14 protein-coding genes are annotated in these 20057 nt (G+C 75.7%); 13 read left to right on the top strand and 1 reads right to left on the bottom strand.

Annotation, left to right across the window (positions count from 1 at the left end):
- Positions 1-17: 17 nt before the first annotated feature.
- The 9 genes from ACFQ8E_RS02985 (at position 18) to ACFQ8E_RS02945 (ending at position 13083) form a co-directional block, all read left to right on the top strand.
- Positions 18-770: an SDR family NAD(P)-dependent oxidoreductase gene (locus ACFQ8E_RS02985; RefSeq protein WP_430549091.1), complete on the top strand. Its 753-nt coding sequence runs from the start codon at positions 18-20 to the stop codon at positions 768-770.
- Positions 767-2716, top strand: a complete 1950-nt coding sequence (locus ACFQ8E_RS02980; RefSeq protein ID WP_430549090.1) for a heparinase II/III family protein — start codon at positions 767-769, stop codon at positions 2714-2716. The genes ACFQ8E_RS02985 and ACFQ8E_RS02980 overlap by 4 nt, the downstream gene beginning before the upstream one ends.
- Positions 2709-4850 carry a DUF4962 domain-containing protein gene (locus tag ACFQ8E_RS02975; protein WP_430549089.1) on the top strand — a complete coding sequence of 714 codons (2142 nt, stop codon included), beginning with the start codon at positions 2709-2711 and terminating at the stop codon, positions 4848-4850. Before ACFQ8E_RS02980 ends, ACFQ8E_RS02975 begins: the two co-directional genes overlap by 8 nt.
- Positions 4847-5473 (top strand): DUF624 domain-containing protein, encoded by a 627-nt coding sequence (locus ACFQ8E_RS02970; protein WP_430549088.1) that lies wholly within the window; start codon positions 4847-4849, stop codon positions 5471-5473. Before ACFQ8E_RS02975 ends, ACFQ8E_RS02970 begins: the two co-directional genes overlap by 4 nt.
- Positions 5470-6801 (top strand): GDSL-type esterase/lipase family protein, encoded by a 1332-nt coding sequence (locus ACFQ8E_RS02965; protein ID WP_430549087.1) that lies wholly within the window; start codon positions 5470-5472, stop codon positions 6799-6801. Before ACFQ8E_RS02970 ends, ACFQ8E_RS02965 begins: the two co-directional genes overlap by 4 nt.
- A 99-nt stretch (positions 6802-6900) precedes the next feature.
- The gene (locus ACFQ8E_RS02960; RefSeq protein WP_430549086.1) at positions 6901-9363 is read left to right on the top strand and encodes a polysaccharide lyase 8 family protein; all 2463 of its coding nucleotides are present in this window, start codon (positions 6901-6903) and stop codon (positions 9361-9363) included.
- Positions 9364-9388: 25 nt separating this feature from the next.
- Positions 9389-10891, top strand: coding sequence for a polysaccharide lyase 6 family protein (locus ACFQ8E_RS02955; protein ID WP_430549085.1), 1503 nt, complete (start codon positions 9389-9391; stop codon positions 10889-10891).
- A 66-nt stretch (positions 10892-10957) separates the two neighbouring features.
- Positions 10958-11938, top strand: a complete 981-nt coding sequence (locus tag ACFQ8E_RS02950) for an acetylxylan esterase (protein ID WP_430549084.1) — start codon at positions 10958-10960, stop codon at positions 11936-11938.
- Positions 11935-13083 carry an MFS transporter gene (locus ACFQ8E_RS02945; protein WP_430549083.1) on the top strand — a complete coding sequence of 383 codons (1149 nt, stop codon included), beginning with the start codon at positions 11935-11937 and terminating at the stop codon, positions 13081-13083. The genes ACFQ8E_RS02950 and ACFQ8E_RS02945 overlap by 4 nt, the downstream gene beginning before the upstream one ends.
- Before the next feature lie 33 nt (positions 13084-13116).
- Here the strand turns inward: ACFQ8E_RS02945 and ACFQ8E_RS02940 are convergent, their stop codons facing one another.
- On the bottom strand, positions 13117-14058 hold the full coding sequence (locus ACFQ8E_RS02940) for a DUF1254 domain-containing protein (RefSeq protein WP_430549082.1): 942 nt from the start codon (positions 14056-14058) through the stop codon (positions 13117-13119).
- Between the two features lie 214 nt (positions 14059-14272).
- Between ACFQ8E_RS02940 and ACFQ8E_RS02935 the strand changes: the two genes are divergently transcribed.
- From ACFQ8E_RS02935 to ACFQ8E_RS02920, 4 genes are all read left to right on the top strand, one after another.
- Positions 14273-15262 carry an NADP-dependent oxidoreductase gene (locus tag ACFQ8E_RS02935; protein ID WP_430549081.1) on the top strand — a complete coding sequence of 330 codons (990 nt, stop codon included), beginning with the start codon at positions 14273-14275 and terminating at the stop codon, positions 15260-15262.
- 58 nt (positions 15263-15320) lie between these two features.
- A complete protein-coding gene (catA, locus tag ACFQ8E_RS02930) occupies positions 15321-15971 on the top strand; it encodes a type A chloramphenicol O-acetyltransferase (protein WP_430549080.1) in 651 nt (216 codons plus the stop codon).
- A gap of 128 nt (positions 15972-16099) precedes the next feature.
- The gene (locus ACFQ8E_RS02925) at positions 16100-18772 is read left to right on the top strand and encodes a phosphoenolpyruvate carboxylase (RefSeq protein ID WP_430549494.1); all 2673 of its coding nucleotides are present in this window, start codon (positions 16100-16102) and stop codon (positions 18770-18772) included.
- Between the two features lie 92 nt (positions 18773-18864).
- A complete protein-coding gene (locus ACFQ8E_RS02920; protein ID WP_430549079.1) occupies positions 18865-20040 on the top strand; it encodes a macrolide family glycosyltransferase in 1176 nt (391 codons plus the stop codon).
- Positions 20041-20057 lie beyond the last annotated feature (17 nt).

Raw genomic sequence — 20057 nt, 5'->3', positions numbered from 1 at the left:
AGCGAATGGCGATGGACATGACGGACGCGAAGGTGCTCGTCACGGGCGCGGGGCACGGGATCGGGCGCGGGGTCGCGCTCGGGCTGGCCGCCGCGGGGGCGGACGTCGTGGTGCACTACGGCAGCTCGGCCGACGCGGCCGCGCGGACCGTGGCGGACATCGAGGCGCTGGGACGCAAGGCGGTCGCCCTGCAGGCCGACGTCACCTCGACGCAGGACGTGGACCGGCTCGTCGCCGACGCCGTCGCCTTCCTCGGCGGGCTCGACGTCGTGGTCTGCAACGCTGGGCACCTCGTGGGCCGCGTGCCCGTGGCCGAGATGAGCGACGACCACTACGAGTCCGTGGTCGACGTCAACCTCGGCGCGACCTTCCGCACGACGCGGGCCGCGATCCCGCACCTGCTGGAGTCGGACCGTCCGCGCATCGTGGCGATGTCGTCGCTCGCCGCGCACAACGGCGGCGGGCCGGGGTCGGTCGTCTACGCGGCGGCGAAGGCGGCCGTGCGCGGCTTCGTCAAGGGCCTCGCCAAGGAGCTCGGGCCGCAGGGCGTCACCGTCAACGCCGTGGCCCCGGGGTACATCGCCGACACGGCGTTCCACGGCACGTTCAGCACCGACGAGGCGCAGCAGAAGATGGTCGCGGGCACGCCGGTCGGGCGCGCCGGCACCGTGGAGGACGTCGCGGCGGCGGTGCAGTACCTGGCCTCGCGCGAGGCGTCGTACATCACCGGCACCACCCTCGACATCGACGGGGGGACCTGGCCGCGATGACCTCCCTCGCCCCCGTCACCTCGGACCCCGCCTCGGACGACGTCGACGTCGCGGCCGGCCTCCCGCGCGAGCGCGGCGGCTGGTGGCACGACCTCGTCTGCCCGGCGCACGGCACGGAGCTCTCCCACGCGGGGATCCCCGGGCCGGTGCCGCCCGCGGGCGGCGTGCGCTGCCCGCACGGCTGCGTCGTCGACACGGAGCCGGTGCGCGGCGCCTGGCTGGTGCTCAGCCACCAGGCGTGGGCACGGCGGGCCCGGGTGCTCGCGCACCGGGCGGCCCGCACGGGGGACGAGGGGACGCGGGCGCAGGCGGTGGCGCTGCTCGTGGCCTACGCCGACGTCTACGCCGAGGTGGCGGGCGGGGGCGAGCACGAGCGCGCGCAGGACTGGATGCTGCGGGGGCGGCTGTTCCACCAGGCGCTCACCGACGCCATCTGGGCCGTGTCGGTCGGGCACGCGGTGTGGTCGCTCGCGGAGGCGGACCCGGACCGGGCGGGCGACCTGGCCCCCGTGCTGGGGATGCTCGACGCGACGGCCGAGGCGGCCCGCGCCGCCCGCGGCCGCCTGGTGGCCGACGGGAGGTTCACCTCCAACTACACGGCCTGGCTCAACGCCGCCGGCCGGGTGTGCAGCCGGGCCGCCGCGCTGGTGCGCGGGGACCGGGAGGCGCCCGCCGTCGCCGACGACGAGTGGCTCGCCGGGGAGCACGGGCAGCTCGCCCACGCGCTCGCGGCCAGCACCCGCGGCGGCTGGGAGTGGGAGGCCAGCACGTATTACCACGGCTTCGTGGTGCGGGCCTACCTGCTGTCCCTGCGCGGCACCGACCCGGCGGCGCTGCCCGCCGAGGCCCGCGACCGGCTGGTCGCGATGGTCGACGTGCTCGCCGGCCTCGCGACCGACGGCGGCGTGCTGCCGTCCGTGCACGACGGCCCGTACTCCCGACCCGCCCTCGCGCTGGAGTGGACGGAGCTGGCCGCGCTGGCGGACGGCTTCGTCGCCGACGCCGGGCTGGCCGCCGTCGCCGCGCACGCCCGCACGGAGGCCGCGGAGGGGGACGGCGACGACGAGCCCACGGACGGCCTCGAGGACGAGCTGCGCCGGACGACGTGGTTCGCCGGGCCGCCGCTGGCCGTGGCGCGCGCGCCGCGCCCGGCCGTGACCGTGGACGAGGAGGTGGGGATCGCCGTCCTGCGCGGGGCGGGGATCCACGCCGTGCTCGACCACGGCCCGCACGGCGCGGGGCACGGCCACCACGACAAGCTCGCGCTCGCCCTGTTCGGGCGCACCGCGCCGTGGCAGCCCGACCCGGGCCAGGTGCCGTACGGGCACCCGGCCTGGCGGGCGCACTACGCGTCGGCGGCCGCGCACCCGGTGGTCCGGGTCGACGACGCCGACCCCGCGGAGGCGACCGGCCGCCTGCTGGCCCGCACCGAGCGGTCGCTGACCGTGGAGGTCCGCGGCGACGCCACGGCCTGGTACGACGGCGCCCGCGCCGTGCGGCACGTCGTCCTCGGCGACGGCTACCTGCTCGACGTCGCGCACGCCCGCGCCGACCGCCCCCGGCGGCTCACGCTCGGGCTGCGGCCGGACGTGCCGCTCGGGGTGCGCGTCGACGGCGACGTGGTGCGCACCGCCTGGCGCGGCGCCGAGGCGCTCGACGGCGTGCACGTCGCCCGCGCGGGCGGACCGGGCGGGACGGTGCCCGTGCGCGCCGTCGTCGCCCCCGGACCCGGCCCGGCGGACGACCCGCAGCGCGAGCGGTCGCACGTCGACTGGGCCGCCGAGGCCGCGACGTCGGCGACGTGGGTCTCGGTGTACCAGGCGGAGGACGACGCTCGGGGCGCCGAGGTGACGGGCGTCGAGCTCGACGCGACCGAGGTGCGCGTGCACCGCGCCGACGGCGCCGTCGACGTCCACCCGCTGCCGACGGAGACGACGGATGACTGAGACGATCGCCCCCGCCCGGATGCTGCTGCTCGACGAGGCCCGGCTGGCCGACCTGCGGTCCCGGCTGGACGGCGACCTCGCGCCGCAGTGGCGCCGGCTGGCGGAGCAGTGCGACCTGTACCGCCGCACGGCGCCCCCGACGGAGCACCCGCTGGCGAGCATCACGTACCTGGGGCCGGCGGCCGCGAACCTCGCGCTCGCGTACCGGCTCACGGGCCAGCGCCACTACCTCGAGGAGGCGTGGCGCTGGATCTCGGCGGCCGTGTCCTTCGACCACTGGGGCCGCGCGCACCTGCCCGACCACGACCTCGACGCGGGGTGGATCCTGCACGGGCTGTCGCTGGCCTACTCCTGGCTGGGTGACGACCTCGAGCCGCTGCGGCGCGAGGCGCTGCGCGCCAAGCTCGAGCTCCAGGGGCAGCGGCTGTTCGACTTCGCCGTCGCGAGCGAGGGCGGCTGGTGGTCCAGCTCGTTCTGGCAGAACCACCACTGGATCTGCCACACCGGGCTCGCGACCGTCGGCTACGCGCTCGGCGTCCGGGCCTGGACGGAGCGCGCCAAGGCGGCGATGTCGACCGTCGTCGACGTGCTGCCGGCGGACGGCTCCGACATGGAGGGCGTCGTCTACTGGCGCTACGGCGTGCCGTGGCTCGCGACCTACCTCGACCTGCTCCAGGACGCCGAGGGCGTGGACTGGTGGGACCGGTGCCGGTTCCTGGCGCGCACCATCTTCTACCGGCTGCACCAGGCCGCGCCCGGCTACGAGGAGATCGTCGACCACGGCGACTGCCACGACCGGCGCAGCGGGCACAGCGTGGCCCTGTACCGGATCCTGGCCGCGCGGTACGGGATCGGCGAGGCGCAGTGGCTGGCCGACACGGTGGCGGACCGGTTCTTCTGGCGCGAGGCGTACGAGAGCGGCGTGAGGCCCGGCGTGCTGCCCGAGGCCTGGGCCGAGCTGCTCTGGTACGACGCCTCCGTGGCGCCGGTCGACCCGGCCACGTCCGTCCCCGCGCAGGCGGCGTTCGAGGACCTCGGGCTGCTGGTGCACCGCACGTCGTGGGACGACGACGCCACGCTCGTGTCGTTCAAGTCGTCGCCCGGCGGCGGGCACACCGCCTGGGACACGTCGCGCCGGATCGACGCCGAGCGCGGCTGGGACACCCTCAGCGCCGGCCACCACCACCCCGACGCCGGGTCGTTCGTGCTCGCGTCGCGCGGCGCGTGGCTGCTGGTCGACGAGGGCTACTCCAACCAGAAGCGCGCCGGGCACCACAACCTCGTGCTCGTCGACGGGCACGGCTTCGCGGGCGAGGGGCGGTACCACGTCTACGCCGACGCCCCGCCGGACCGCACCGCCGACATGGTGGACGTGCTCGCCGAGGGCGGGTTCCTGCACGGCCGCGCCCGCACCGGGCGGATGTACCCGGCCGAGCTGGGCGTCGAGTCGCTGGAGCGCACGCTCGTCGTCATGCCGTCCGGCCGCACCGTTGTCGTCGACCGCGGGCGGGCCGCCGAGCCGCGCGAGTGGACCGTGCTGCTGCACGCCGACCACCCGAGCGAGCCCGTCGACCTCGGCGTGCCGCACGACGGCATCGGCGACGGGAAGGACGGCGGCCTCGCTCGTGAGGGGGCCGTGCGGCGGGTGCTGCGGAACGGCCGCGCCGGCGCGTGGCTCACCACCCACGCCGCGGGCGGCGCGCACGCCGAGCAGGTCGTCACCGACGTGGCGGCCAACCCGACGTCGAGCACGCCGTCGCTGGTCGTGACGCGGCGGCTGCACACGCTGCGCGTCACGCCGCCCGCGTCGCGCGACCTGCTCGCCGTCACGACGATCGAGCCGTTCGACGCCTTCCGCCCGACGCCGTCCACCGCCCGCCTCCTCCCCCCGCTCGCCGCGGAGGTCGGGGTGGAGCTGGGCGGGGGCGAGCGGGTGCACCTCGCCGGGCCGGACGGCGCGATCGAGGCCGACGGCGTGTCGGCGCTGGCGCGCGCGGTGCTGGTCGCGGGCGACCGGGTCGCCGTGGTCGGGGCACGGCGCGTCGAGCTCGACGGCCGGGTGCTCCTCGACCGCACCGGGCTCGACGGCGACGCCGAGGTCACCGCCGTCCTCCCGCTCGCGGGGCAGCGGTGACGGCCGCTCCGGCGCCCGCGCGGCAGGACCGCTCGCGTCGGTGGTCGCAGACGTTCCTGGGCTGGCTGGAGTGGCTGGCGCACCCGGTGGCGGCAGGCGCGGCGTTCGCGATCCTCTGCCTCGGGGTCGTCACGTGGCTCCCGGCGCTCGCCGCCGTCGGACACACCCTCCGCGCCTGGCGCACCGAGGGCGACGGCCGGTCGTTCACGGGCGTCTTCCGGGCGTTCGGCGTCTACTGGCGGCCGCTGCTCGGGCACGCGGTGGCGTCGACGGCGGCGCTCGCGCTGCTGGTGGTCGACGTCGTGTTCCTCGTCGGGCGCTCCGGCCCGGCCGCCGTCGTCCTCGTGATGCTGGCGCTCGGCCTGCTCGTGGCGTCCGTGCCGTACCACCTGGCGCTCGCGGTGGTCGCGGCGGCCCGCCCGGAGGGCAGCGTCCGCACCTGGGTGCCCGGCGCGCTGTGGTTCGCGTTCGCCTCGGTGCCGCGCGGCACCGCCCTGCTGGGCGCCGCCGTCGCGACGCCCGTGTTCTCGCTCGTGGTCCCCGCGGGCCCCCTGCTGCTGTGCGCGAGCGTCCCCGTCCTGGTGGGGCTCGTGATCCTCGACCAGACGGAGGACGACGCATGACCGGCACCACCGCCCAGGCCGTTCCTCGCCCCGGCGCCGTCGCCCGGCGCTCGCTGCTCGCCGGCGCGCTCGCCACCACCGGCGCGCTGCTCCTCGCGCCGCGCGCCACGGCGCTCGACGGCGTCGCCGCGCTCGCGGACACCGCCGCGGCCCGGCCGCGCACGACGACGTGGGTGCCGTCGTGGACCACCGCGCACACCCGCCCCACGGCGACCGACCCGCTCGTGCTGGGCGGCGTCACCGACCGCACCGTGCGGCACGTGCTGCGGCTCAGCGCCGGCACCCGCCGGACGGGTGCGCTGCGCGTGCGCCTCGCCGGCACCTTCTCCACGGCGCCGGTGCGGATCGGGGCGGTGACCGTCGCGCGTCGTGCGGCGGGCCTCACGGGACCGGGCGCCGCCGTCGACCCGGCCACCGTCACCACGCTCACCTTCGGCGGAGAGCCCGGCGCGCTGCTCGCCGCGGGCGCGACGCTCGTCAGCGACCCGGCGCGGATCGCCGTCCCGGACGGCGGCGACCTGGTCGTCAGCGTGCACCTGCCCGGCCCCACCGGCCCGCTCAGCTTCCACCGCAACACGCACGCGACGGGGTACGTCGGCCCGGGCGACCTCACCGGCGACCCGGGCCCGGGCTACGACGGCGCGGAGACGACGCGGTCGGCCGTGCTGCTGGTCGGCGTGGACGTCGAGCGGCCCGGCGTGCCCGGCGTCGCCGTGCTGGGCGACTCGATCACGGAGGGCGTGGGCACGCCCGACGACGCCGACGAGCGGTTCACCGACCACCTCGCCCGGCGTCTCGCGGAGCGCGGCGGCCCGGTGGGCGTCGCGAACCTCGGCATCAGCGGCAACCGCGTGCTGCTCGACGACGAGCGGTTCGGCCCGAGCGGGCAGGCCCGCCTGGACCGCGACGCCCTGGCCCTGCCCGGGGTCGACACGCTGCTCGTGGTGCTCGGCGTCAACGACCTGCAGCAGCCGCCCAGCCAGACCGACCCCGCGGTGCTCCTCGCCGGGTACCGCCAGCTCGTGCTGCGCGCCCGCGACCGGGGGCTGCGCGTGGTCGGCACGACCATCACGCCGTTCGGCGGCTGGCAGCGCTGGACCCCGGCGCTCGAGGACGAGCGCCGGGTCGTCAACGCGACCCTCCTCGCCGAGGCGGGCCGCGGCGCGGGCGCCTTCGACGCCGTCGCCGACCTGGCCTCCGCGCTCGCCGACCCCGCCGACGCGGCGCGCCTCGCGTCCGCCTTCGACAGCGGCGACGGACTGCACCCCACCTCCGCGGGTGCCGCGGCGATGGCCGCCACCGTCACCCACCGCGCCCTCCTGGGCTGACGCCCGACCTGACGCCCGACCTTCTCTGCACCACCCACCCGCACCGCCGTTCCACCCACCTGCTCGACGACGAGAGGGACCGTGATGGAGAACGACACCGTGACCACGCCTGCCCACCGGGCGCCCGCACCCAGCCGCCGGTCGGTGCTGCGCGGCTTCGGCGCCCTCGCCGGGGCCGCCGCGCTGGCCCCCGCGCTGCCCCTGCCCGCCCGCGCCGTGCCCGCCTCGACCACCACGGAACTCGTCGAGCGCTGGGCGGCGCTGCAGACCGGCGGCCCGGGCCTCGACCTGGCGGACGCGCACGTCAAGGCCGCCGTACGCCGCGTCGACCGGGCGGCCACGACCGTCCTCGCGACGCTCGACCGCTCCGCCGGCCGCGCGTCCCTGTGGCCCGACCTGGCGGACTGGACGAGGTCCAACACCGTCACCACGACGTTCAAGCGGCTGCGATCGATCGCGGTCGCGTGGGCGACGCCGGGGACGTCGGTCGCGGGCGACGCCGCCGTGGCGGACGCCGTCGCCGACGGCATCTCCTGGATGCACGACCACGTCTACGGGCCCGGCATCCCGCGCTTCGACAACGACTGGGACTGGGAGATCGGCTCGGCGTCGGCGCTCGCCGACGCGCTCGTCGTGCTGCGCGGGCACCTGGGCGACGCGCTGGCCCGCAGCACCGCCGCCATCGACCACTACACGCCCGACCCGAACCTGTGGCGCGCGGACCGGCAGATCGCCACGGGCGCCAACCGGGTGTGGATCGCGACCGTCGTCGCCGTCCGGGCGAGCCTCGACGGCGACGAGACGGCCCTCGGGCGCGTGCGCGACGCGCTCAGCGACGTCGAGGGCGGCGGCGCCAACAGCGTGCTGGCGTTCGTCGACGGCGGCACCGCCGAGGGCGAGGGCACGGGGGAGGGCTTCTTCCGCGACGGCTCGTTCCTCCAGCACTGGAAGCATCCGTACAACGGCGGCTACGGCAAGGAGCTGCTGGGCACGCTGTCGTCGCTGCTGCACCTGCTCGGTGACTCGCCCTGGCAGGTCACCGACCCGGCGCTGGACAACGTCTACGCGTGGGTCACCGACGCCTTCGACCCGCTGATGGTGCGCGGCGACATGGTCGCGTCGGTCTGCGGGCGCGAGATCGCGCGGCCCAGCAAGCAGGGGCACGCGGCCACGCAGACCGTCGTCGAGGGCACGCTGCGGCTCATCCCCTCCGCGCCCGCGGCGCAGGCCGCGACCCTCACGTCGCTGGTGGCGCAGTGGATCGCCGAGGACACCTACCGCGACTTCCTCGCCGCCACGACGCCCGCGTCCGTCGTCGCCGCGAACGCGCTGCTCGCGGCGTCGCCGACGCCGCGCGGCGCGCTGGTGGCGCACCGGCAGTACCCCGCGATGGACAAGGCGGTGCACCACCGGCCGGGCTTCGCGCTGAGCGTCAGCGCGTACTCGGCCCGCGTGTACAACTACGAGTCCATCCAGAACGAGAACCTGCACGGCTGGCACCTGTCCGACGGCATGGTGCTGCTGTACACCGACGACCTCGGCCACTACAGCGAGGACTACTGGCCCACCGTCGACCCGTACCGCCTGCCCGGCACCACCGTCGACACGGCGCGCCTCGCGAACAGCGCGAACTTCCGCGAGACGAGCGAGGCCACCTGGGTGGGCGGGGCCGCCGTGCCGGGCGCCACGGTCGGCGCGTACGGGCAGGACCTGCGCGCCCGCGGCTCCGACCTGCGGGCCCTCAAGAGCTGGTTCCTCATCGACGACGTCGTGGTCTGCGTCGGCTCCGGCATCACGGCGCCCGCGGCGGGCGGCGTCGAGACGGTCGTCGAGAACCGCAAGGTCCGCGACGGGGCCGCGCTGGTGATCGACGGCGCGGCCCAGCCGATCGGCAACGGGTGGTCGGTGACGCTCGACGACGTGCGCTGGTGCCACCTGTCCGGCACGGCGGGCTACGTGTTCCCCGGCGGCGCCCGGCTGCACGCCCTGCGCGAGGACCGCACGCACACCTGGCGCGAGATCAACATCAAGTACGGCACGGACACCCCGGTGACCCGCCCGTACGTCACGGCGTGGCTCGACCACGGCGCCGCGCCCGCGGACGCCGCGTACGCCTACGTCATGCTCCCCGCGGCCGACGCCGACGGCACCCGCGCGTTCGCGGAGGCCTGCGGCACCGCCCCAGGGCTGCGGATCCTCGGGCAGGACGACGACGTGCACGCCCTCGCGCTCGGCGGCACCATCGCCGCCAACTTCTGGGCCCCCGCGTCGGTGCCGGTCGGCGCGGGAGTGCCGGGGGAGGGCGGGTCGCTGCACGCCGACGGCCCCGCCTCCGTCGTCGTGCACGAGACGGGCGGCACCGAGTGGACCCGGCCCACGACCGTCGCGCTGAGCGACCCCACCCAGACCCGCGACCAGGTCGTCGTCGACCTCAACCGCGGCGGGCTGCGGTTCGTGTCCGCCGACCCGGGCGTGACCGTCACCCGGCGCGGCGCGGGATGGCGGATCGCCGCCGCCACCGCCGGCCTGGCCGGCGCCACCGTCACCGCCTCGTTCGTCTGACCGTCCCGAGACTCCTGGAGGAACCATGAAGAAGCACCTCGCGCTGCCTCTCGCCCTCGCGCTCGGGCTCTCCCTCGGCTGCGCGGCGCCCGCGCTCGCCGAGACCCCGGCCCCCGCCGTCGGCGCGGGCTCCTCGCCCGCAGCCGCGGACGACGCCGACCCCGCGCCGCTGCGCACCGTCCGCGTGGGCACCAGCGCCGAGCTGGCGGCCGCGTTCAAGGCGGCCCTGCCCGGCGACCGCATCGTGCTGGCCGACGGCGAGTACACGATGGTCAAGCTGGCCGACAAGGCGGGCACCGCCGACGCGCCGGTCGTCGTGGAGGCCGCCGCCCTCGGCGGCGCGGTCGTCACGAGCGGCCAGCTGGAGGTCGCGCGGTCCAGCCACGTCGTGGTGCGCGGGCTGACCTTCCGGAACGCCACCACGCTGAAGATCACGGCGTCCACCCACGTGCGGTTCACGCGCAACGACGTCGCGCTGACGTTCGAGCCGCCGGCCGACCCGACGTCGTCGCGGCACTGGCTGCAGATCTCGGGGGAGGGCAGCGGCTACCACCGCATCGACCACAACTCCTTCCACGACAAGACGCTGATGGGCAACTACGTCACCGTGTACGGCGGGGCCACGCAGATCTCCCAGCACGACCGCATCGACCACAACTGGTTCGGGGACAGCCCCGCGCAGCCGGTCAACGGCGGCGAGGCGATCCGGCTCGGCGTCTCCGCGCTGTCGGACTCCAGCTCGTTCGCCGTCGTCGAGCACAACCTGTTCGAGAACACCGACTCCGACCCGGAGATCGTCTCGATCAAGAGCGACGACAACACCGTGCGGTTCAACACGGTGCGCCGGTCGGCCGGCGCGTTCGTCGCCCGGCGCGGCGACCGCAACGTCATCCAGGGCAACGTCTTCCTCGGCGAGGGCAAGCCCGGCACCGGCGGTGTGCGGCTGTACGGCGACGACCAGCTCGTGTTCGACAACTACTTCGAGGGCCTCCGCGGGTCCGGGTACACGGCCGCCCTCCAGATCGACGGCGGCGACGTGGACGGCTCCGGCGCGACGTCGGCGCACTGGCGGGTGCACCGCGCGACCGTCGTCCACAACACCTTCGTGGACAACGCCGCGACCATCGAGGTCGGCGCGAACTACCTCTACCCGCCGGTCGACTCCCTCGTGGCCGACAACCTCGTCGTCGGCTCGGCCGGCCCGCTCTTCGTGGAGCACAAGCAGCCCGCGGGGATCACGTACTCCGGGAACCTCGCGTACCCGACCGGTGCCGCGACCGTCGGGCTCGACGTCGGGCCGCGCGAGGTCCGCGTCGCCGACCCTCGGCTCGTGCGCGCCGACGGGCTGTGGCGGCTGCGCCCCGGCCCCGCCGTGAACACGGCGGTCGGCTCGTACCCGTTCCTCACCGAGGACATGGACGGCCAGCCCCGCGACCGGCGGCCCGACGTCGGCGCCGACGAGGTGTCCGGCGCGCCGGTCACCCGGACGCCCCTCGAGCGGTCCGACGTCGGCCCCGCCGCCCCCTGACGCCGGAACCGCCGCGCCGACCCGCACCAGCCACGACCCGCACCACCACGACCCAGGAGCACCCGCATGGCCTTCTTCGACAAGCCCCTCGACGACCTGCGTGCCTACCGCCCGGAGCCCGAGGAGCCCGCGGACTTCGACGCGTTCTGGAAGCAGACGCTCGATACCGCGGCGGCCGCCGCCACCGCGCCGGAGCAGGTGCCGTTCGACGCCGGGCTCGCCACCGTCGAGGTGCGCGACGTGACGTTCTCCGGGTGGGCGGGCCAGCCGGTCAAGGCGTGGCTGCTGCTCCCGCGCGAGCGCTCCGGGCCGCTGCCCGCCGTCGTGCAGTACATCGGGTACAACGGCGGGCGCGGCGTCCCGTGGGAGTGGCTCACGTGGTCCGCGGCCGGGTACGCGCACCTGGTCATGGACAACCGGGGCCAGGGGGGCGGCGGCAAGACGACCGCCGACACCGCGGACGTCGCGCCCGAGGGGCACGGGTCGTCGTCGCCCGGCTTCCTCACCCGCGGCATCGAGGACCCGGCCAAGCACTTCTACCGGCGCCTCATCACCGACGCCGTGCGCGCCGTCGACGCCGTCAAGGCGCTGCCCGAGGTCGACCCCACCCGGGTCGCGGTGCTCGGCGGCAGCCAGGGGGGCGGGCTCGCGCTCGCCGTCGCCGGCCTGCGCGACGACCTCGCCGGGGTGATCGCCGACGTCCCCTTCCTCAGCCACTACCGGCGGGCGTCGCAGATCACCGACGAGGGCCCGTACTCCGAGATCGCCCGCTACCTCAAGGGGCACCGGTTCGAGGTCGAGGACGTGATGCGCACGCTCTCGTACTTCGACGCCACCAACTTCGCCGCGCGCGCCCGCTGCCCCGGCTGGTTCTCCGTCGCGCTCATGGACAAGATCTGCCCGCCGTCCACCGTGTTCGCGGCCTACCACCGCTACGGCGGCCCGGCGGAGATCGAGGTCTTCCCGTACAACGGGCACGAGGGCGGCGCGGCGTACGACATGCCGCGCAAGCTCGCGGCGCTCGCGGGGGTGCTCGGCCCGCGGTGACACCTCCCCGGGGCGCGATGCTCGCCCTGTACGGCAACACGTTCGTCATGGCGACGGGCTTCTACGTGCTCGTGCCGCTGCTCGCCGTGCACCTGGCCGACGGGCTGGGTTTCGGCCTGGCCCTCGTCGGGCTGCTCGCCGGGATCCGCGCCGGTGCCCAGCAGGGGCTCCAGCTCCCGGCCGGGATCCTCGCGGACCGGTGGGGCGTGCGCCGCACCATCGTGGCGGGCGTGCTCGTGCGGGCCGCCGGCTTCGGCGCGCTGGCCCTCGCGACGACGCCGCTCGCGGTGGGCGCCGCGGGGGTCGCCGTCGGCCTCGGGGGCGCGCTGTTCCATCCCGCGTCGTACGCCGCGTACGCGCGGCTCGGCGGCGCCCGGCCCGACGTCTTCGCTCGGCGCGAGGCGTTGAGCAACGCCGGGTTCGTCGTCGGGCCGCTGCTCGGCGGGCTGCTCGTGGCCACCGGGTTCGACGTCGTGTGCTGGGTCGCGGCGGGCCTGTTCCTCGCCGCCGCGCCGCTCACCTGGTTCGGGCTCGGGCGGGCCGCCGAGCCCGACGCCGCCCCCGCGCCGGCCACCGGCGGGATGCGCCGCGAGGCGCGGCGCGCGCTCGTCGCGCTGTGCCTGCTCAACGCCGCCGCGTGGGCGGTCTTCACGCAGCTCCAGCTCGTCGTGCCGCTGCGGCTGGACGCCGTGCTCGGCAGCAGCGTCGGGGTCGGCGCGGTCTACGCGGCGGCGGCCGTCCTCGTCCTGGTCCTCACCGTGCCCGTCACGCGATGGCTGCAGGCGCGGCTGCGGCTGCCCCTGGTGCTCGCGCTCGGGGTCGCGACGATGGGGACGGGCATCGCCGTGCTCGGCGGCGGCCCGGGCGTCGCGTCGCTCGTCGCGGGGATGGTCGTGTTCACGCTCGGGCAGATGGTGTTCCAGCCCGCGATGAGCGCGGTCGTCGCCGCGGGCGCGCCCGCCGCGTCCGTCGCCACCCGGTTCGGCGTCAACGGCCTGGCGCTCGCCGTGGGCGGCGTCGTCGGGTCGTCCGTCGTGGGTGCGCTGCTCGCCGGGCCGCTCTCCCACGGCGGCTGGGCGTGGGCGGGGTTCGCGCTCGCCGGCGCCGCCATCGCCGTCGGCTACGGCCGGGTCCGGGTCGGCTGAGCGGCCGACCCGGACCGCGGGCCTCGGCGGGAGTCAGGCGGGCACGACGGGCGGGACCGTCCAGGTGGCGAGCTCGTCGAGCCGCGGCCGGTACAGGCGGACGGTGAAGTTCCACCCCTCGGGCAGCGGGATGCGGTGGGGCGTGTCGTCGGGCCAGTCGCCGAGGTGGATCGTGACGCGGCCGTCCGGGTCCGGCGTCGCGAAGACGGAGTTCACGTTGGTCAGGCCGCTCGGGCCGGGCTCGAAGTAGCCGTCGGCGTTGTAGACGCTGAGGGACCAGAACGCATCGGCGGGGACGTCGTCGAACATGATCGTGTACCGGCCCACCGGGAGCCGCGGCTCGACGTTCAGGTACGACGCCTCGGCGTCGGGCAGGCCGCCCCACCCGAGCGCCGTGCCGACGAGGTGCCGCACCGGGTCGACGTCCTCCGCCCGGCCGAAGCAGTGCTCGAGGCCGCCCATCGTGCGGCCGAGGGTGAGCAGGGCCCCGCGCACCTCCTGATGGCTGGCCGGGTCGTAGTCGGGGCGCACGAACTCGCGCTGCTCGGCGGTGGCGAGGGCGAGCCCGTCCTGGAGGCGGTGCACCTCCTCGACGTCGGCGGGGCTCGTCGGGTCGAAGAGCGTCCGCGCCGCCACGACCACGTAGTCCGTGCCGAACTCGTCACGGGAGAGGACGGACGAGCCAGCCTTGTGAAAAACCCGGTTGATGTAGTGGTCCTGGTTGATCACCATCACCGACAGGTACCGGTCGCCGACCTCGGGCACCGTCAGCGTCGCGTCTCCCGCGCCCAGGTCGACGACCGCCACCGAGTACAGCGTGTCCCGGTTCTGCCGGATCACCGGCTGCTCGTCGAGCGGAGCGAGGGCGCGGTCGTGGTGGAAGATGCCGAGGCCGCCCACCATCGGCAGCATCCTCGCGATCATCGTGTCCGTCTCCGCGCGGGCGAAGTTGTCGATGCTGACCTGGACGGCCATGGCCGTACCTCCTCGGGGGTGCGGGCGACGTCCCGCGGGGAGCTGCGGGACGTGGGGTGCGTCACGACGGCCGGGCCCCGCCGCAGGTGGCGCTGCCTGGTCGCGGTGTCACGCTATGGGGGCGCGGCCCGCGGCGCGCGCCGGACGCCGGGGGCGGTCGCCCGGTGGCGAGGGCCGGGCCACCGACGGAGGGGGACGAAGGATGCAGGGGTACGTGCTGAGGCGCTACGGCCACCCGGGCGTGATGGAGATGCGCGAGGTGCCGCGCCCGGTCGCAGGGCCCGGCGAGGTGCTGGTCCGGGTGCGCGCCGCGGGCCTGAACCCGATCGACTTCAAGACGCGCGACGGCGGCCTGCGGGTCATCACCCGGCTCCGCCTGCCTCTGGTGGCGGGCAGCGAGCTGGCCGGTGAGGTGGCGGCCGTGGGCGCCAGGGTCACCCGGTTCGCGGTGGGGGACCGGGTCTTCGCGCGGGTCGACAAGCGGCGGCTGGGCGCGTTCGCCGAGTACGCCGCCGTGCACGAGAGCCTGGTGGCGGCGATGCCCGCGTCGCTCGGGTTCGTCGAGGCCGCGTCGCTGCCCCTCGCGGGGCTGACCGCGTTGCAGGCCCTGCGTGACGAGCTGAAGGTGGCGCCCGGCGACCGGGTGCTCGTCACCGGCGGGGCGGGCGGCGTCGGCACCCTCGCGATCCAGCTCGCGGTATGGCTCGGCGCCGAGGTGACGACGACGGCGTCCGCCCGCGGCGCGGCCCTCGTGCGCTCGCTCGGCGCCGCACGGGTGGTGGACTACCGCGCCGAGCGGTTCGCCGACGTCCTGCACGACTACGACGGCGTGCTCGACCTCAGCGGCGGCCAGGACCTCACCGACGCCTTCACCATCCTCCGGCCGGGCCGCACGGTCGTCTCGGTCGCCGGCCTCCCGGACGCGACGACGGCGCGCGTCGACCTGGACGCCGGACCCCTCAAGGCGGCCCTCCTGTGGGCGGCCAGCACCGCGATCCGCCGCCGGGCCCGGCACGCGGGCGTGCGCTACCGCTATCTCTTCATGCACCCGAGCGGTGCGGACCTCGCCACCCTGGCCGACCTGGTCGACGGCGGCCACGTGCGCCCCGTCGTCGACCGGACCTTCCCGTTCGCCGACATCGCCCGCGCGTTCGCCTACCTGGAGCGCGGGCGTGCCAAGGGCAAGGTCGTCGTCGAGCTGTAGGCCGGGCGCCCGCGAAAAGACCTGCGCCGCAGGGCGGCCCCGCTGAGACGCTGGGCGCATGGAGACCCCCGCGCCGATCGACCTGGACACCTGGCCGCGCCGACAGCACTTCGAGCACTACCGGGCGTCGCCGTGCACGTACGCGATGACGGTGGAGCTGGACGTGACGGCGTTCGCGGCGGAGCTGCGCGCGTCGTCGCGCCGGACGTACCTCGCTCAGGTGTGGGCGCTGGCGTCGGTCGTGAACCGGCACGACGAGTTCCGCCTGGTCCTCACGGACGACGGCGCGCCCGCGGTCTGGCCGACGGTGCACCCGGCGTTCACGGTGTTCCACGTGGAACGGGAGACGTTCTCGTGCGTCTGGGCGCCCTACGACGCCGACTTCGGCGCGTTCCACGACGCGGCGGCCGCGGTGCTGGCCGAGCACGGGGACTCGACGGAGCTCTTCCCGCAGGGCGCGCCGCCGCCGAACGCGTTCGACGTGTCCAGCCTGCCGTGGGCGTCGTTCACCGGCTTCACCCTGAACATCCGGGACGCCTGGAACCACCTCGCGCCGATCGTCACCCTGGGCCGGTACGTCGAGCGGGACGGCCGGCTGCTGCTGCCCGTCGCGGTGCAGGTCCACCATGCGGCCGCCGACGGCTTCCACACGGCGCGCCTGGTGAACGAGCTGCAGGACCTCCTCGGCGACCCGTCGTGGGTGGGCTGAGCCACACTCCAGGGGGTCACCTGCCGGACGGCCGGGCGCCCGGTCGGCGAGACGGCTTACCCTCTAGTCCCGTGAGCGAGAACCTGGGATCCACCGGCTCGATCGAACGCGTGGTGGCGCGCCACGAGATGCCCGACCCGCTGCGGGACGACATCCGCCTCCTGGGCGGGCTGCTCGGTTCCGTGCTGAAGGAGGCGGGCGGGCAGAGCCTGCTCGACGACGTCGAGCGTCTCCGCGGCCTGACCATCCGCGCCTACGGGGCGGACGACGGCGGCGCGACGCTGGCGGAGGCGGCCGAGGTCGTGGCCGGCTTCACGCCGGAGCGCGCCGAGCAGGTGGCGCGTGCCTTCACCTGCTACTTCCACCTGGCGAACCTCGCGGAGGAGTACCACCGGGTCCGCGTGCTGCGGGCGCGGGAGTCGGACGCCGCGTCGGGCGTCGTCATCGAGGACTCCCTGCCGCAGGCGTTCACCCAGCTCGCGGAGGAGGTCGGCCGCGACGAGGCGCTGCGGCGCCTGGGCGAGATCGAGTTCCGCCCCGTGCTGACCGCGCACCCCACCGAGGCCCGCCGCCGCGCCGTCTCGGGCGCCGTCCGCCGCATCTCCGCGCTGGTCGCGGACCGCGACACGATGCGCCCCGGCGGCACCACGCTCGCCGAGAACGAGCGCCGCCTGCTCGCCGAGATCGACACCATGTGGCGCACGTCGCCGATCCGCGCCCACAAGCCGTCCGTGCTGGACGAGGTGAAGACCGCGATGGGCGTCTTCGACGCCACGATGTTCTCCACCTTCCCCGAGGTGTACCGCCGCCTCGACGACTGGCTGCTCGACGGCGAGGCCGGCAGCGTCCCGCCCGTCGCCCGCCCGTTCGTCCACCTCGGTTCCTGGATCGGCGGCGACCGCGACGGCAACCCGAACGTCACCGCCGAGGTCACCCGCCAGGCCGCGACCCTCGCCGCCGAGCACGCGCTCGGCGCGCTCGAGAAGGCGGCGGTCGAGACGGGGCGCAAGCTCACGCTCGACGAGGAGGGCACGCCGGCGTCGGCCGAGCTCAGGTCGCTGTGGCAGCGGATGCGGCAGCTCTCCGACGAGCTCGTCACCCGCGCGGCCGCCGACTCGCCCAACGAGCCGCACCGGGCCGCCGTCCTCGCGATCGCCGGTCGGGTCGCCGCGACCCGCCGCCGCGACGCCGACCTCGGGTACCGGGAGCCGGAGGAGCTCGTCGCCGACCTGGAGGTCGTGCAGCGCTCGCTCGTCGAGGCCGGCGCCCCGCGCGCCGCGTACGGCGACCTGCAGAAGCTCGTGTGGCAGGTGCAGACCTTCGGGTTCCACCTCGCCGAGCTGGAGGTGCGCCAGCACTCGCAGGTGCACGCCGCCGCCCTCGCCGAGATCGACGAGAAGGGCATCCACGGCGACCTCTCCGAGCGCACGGTCGAGGTGCTCGACACCTACCGCGCCCTCGGCGCCGTGCAGAAGCGGTTCGGCATCCGCGCCGCGCGCCGCTACATCGTGTCCTTCACCCAGGCGCCCGAGCACCTGGCCGCCGTCTACCGGCTCGCCGCGCTCGCGTTCGAGGGCTCCGACGACGCCCCCGTCGTCGACGCCGTCCCGCTGTTCGAGACCTTCGACGACCTGGAGAACTCGGTCGACATCCTCGAGGCGATCCTGGAGTTCCCCGAGGTGCAGCGCCGCCTCGCGGAGAACGGTCGCCGCGTCGAGGTCATGCTCGGCTACTCCGACTCGTCGAAGGACGTCGGCCCGGTCGCCGCGACCCTCGCCCTGCACAAGGCGCAGTCGCGGATCGCCGAGTGGGCCCAGCGCCACGACATCACGCTCACCCAGTTCCACGGCCGCGGCGGCTCGCTCGGCCGCGGCGGCGGCCCCGCCAACCGCGCGGTGCTCGCGCAGCCGCCGCACTCGGTGGACGGCCGGTTCAAGCTCACGGAGCAGGGCGAGGTCATCCTCGCCCGCTACGGCGACCCGACCATCGCCGCGCGCCACATCGAGCAGGTCGCCGCGGCGACGCTGCTCGCCTCGGCGCCGACGGTGGAGAAGCGCAACGCCGACGCCCGGGAGCGGTTCGCGCCCCTGGCCGCCACCCTCGACGAGACGTCGCGCGCCGCGTTCCACGGCCTCGTGAAGTCCGAGGGCTTCCCGCAGTGGTTCTCGCAGGTCACGCCGCTGGAGGAGGTCGGCCTGCTGCCGATCGGCTCCCGTCCCGCCAAGCGCGGCCTGTCGGTCAACTCGCTCGACGACCTGCGCGCCATCCCGTGGGTGTTCTCCTGGTCGCAGGCGCGCATCAACCTCGCGGGCTGGTTCGGCCTCGGCACGGCGCTGCGCTCGGCCGGCGAGCAGCCGGGCGGGCTGGAGGAGCTCCAGGCCGCGTACCGCGAGTGGCCCCTGTTCACCACGCTGCTCGACACCGTGGAGATGGGCCTCGCCAAGACGCAGGAGGACATCGCCGCGCAGTACCTGGGCCTCGGCGACCGTGACGACCTCGCGGAGCTCGTGCTCGGCGAGCTGCGGCTCACCCGCGAGTGGGTGCTGCGCGTCACCGGCAACGAGTGGCCGCTCGCCAACCGCCGTGTCCTCGGCCGCGCGGTGCAGCTGCGCTCGCCGTACGTCGACGCGCTGTCGCTGCTCCAGGTCCGCGCCCTGCGCGCGCTGCGCAGCCAGGGCGTCAGCGAGGGCCTCACGGTGGACGACGGCGAGTGGGTGGACGGCGGCCACAAGGACCGCTGGCAGCACCTGCTGCTGCTCACCGTGAACGGCGTCTCCGCCGGTCTGCAGAACACGGGCTGACCGACCGAGACGTCGGGAAATGCGCTGGCACGGCGGCCCCGCGCCCGGTCACGATGGGCAGCACGCCCCCACCGACCTGGAGTGATTCCTGCATGTCTCGCCGCCCTGCCCACATCGCGATGGTCGGTGTCCCCGCCGTCAGCCACGTCCTCCCGAGCCTGGAGGTCATCCGCGAGCTGGTGGCGCGCGGGCACCGGGTGACGTACGCGAACGACGCCCCGGTGGCCGACCTCGTCGTGGCCACGGGCGCGGAGCTGGTGCCCGTCACGTCCACGCTGCCGGTCGCCGACAACGACTGGCCCGAGGACGCCATCGGCGCGATGGAGACGTTCCTCGACGACCAGATCCAGGTGCTGCCGCAGCTGCACGCCTTCTACGACGACGACCCGGCCGACCTCTACCTGTACGACATCGGCGGGTACTCGGCGCGGGCGCTCGGCGAGTCCCAGGGGCGGCCCGTGATCCAGGTGTCGCCGACGTTCGTCGCGTGGGACGGCTACGCCGAGGAGGTCGCGGCGCCGCTGTGGCAGCTTCCCGGCGCGGACGCGTACCGGGAGAAGCTCGCCCGCTGGCTCGCGACGAACGGGGCCACCACCACCGACGTCGATGCCTTCCCGGGCGCGCCCGGCACGGTGCTCGCGACGATCCCGAAGGCGATGCAGCCGCAGGCGGACCGGGTCGACACCGGCGTGGTCACGTTCGTCGGACCGTGCTTCGACATCCGCGACGACGGCGCCGGGTGGAGCCGGCCGGCGGGCGCGGAGAAGGTGCTGCTGGTCTCCCTCGGCTCCGCCTACACGCGGCAGCCGGAGTTCTACCGCCGGTGCCTCGTGGCCTTCGGCGACCTGCCCGGCTGGCACGTCGTGCTGCAGGTGGGGAAGCACGTGGACCCGGCCGACCTCGGCGAGCTCCCGCCGCACGTCGAGGTCCACGCCTGGGTGCCGCAGCGGGCGATCCTGGAGCAGGCCGACGCCTTCGTCACCCATGCCGGGATGGGCGGCAGCAGCGAGGGGCTGCTCGCCGGGGTGCCGATGATCGCGGTGCCGCAGGCGGTCGACCAGTTCATGAACGCGGACCGGCTGGTCGAGCTCGGTGTCGCTCGCCGGCTGAGCTCCGCCGACTCGACCGCCGACGAGCTGCGCGCCGCCCTGCTCGAGCTCACCTCCGACCCCGAGGTCGCGCGCCGCTCGGCCGCGCTGCAGGCGGACGCACGGGCCGAGGGCGGCACCCGGCGGGCCGCCGACCTCGTCGAGTCCGCGCTGGGCTGAGGCGCGGCTACGCTGCC

Source organism: Isoptericola sp. NPDC056573, assembly GCF_042793335.1.
GTDB lineage: Bacteria > Actinomycetota > Actinomycetes > Actinomycetales > Cellulomonadaceae > Isoptericola.
Note: the sequence above shows the minus strand (reverse complement) of the source record. Positions and strands in the feature narration are given on the sequence as shown.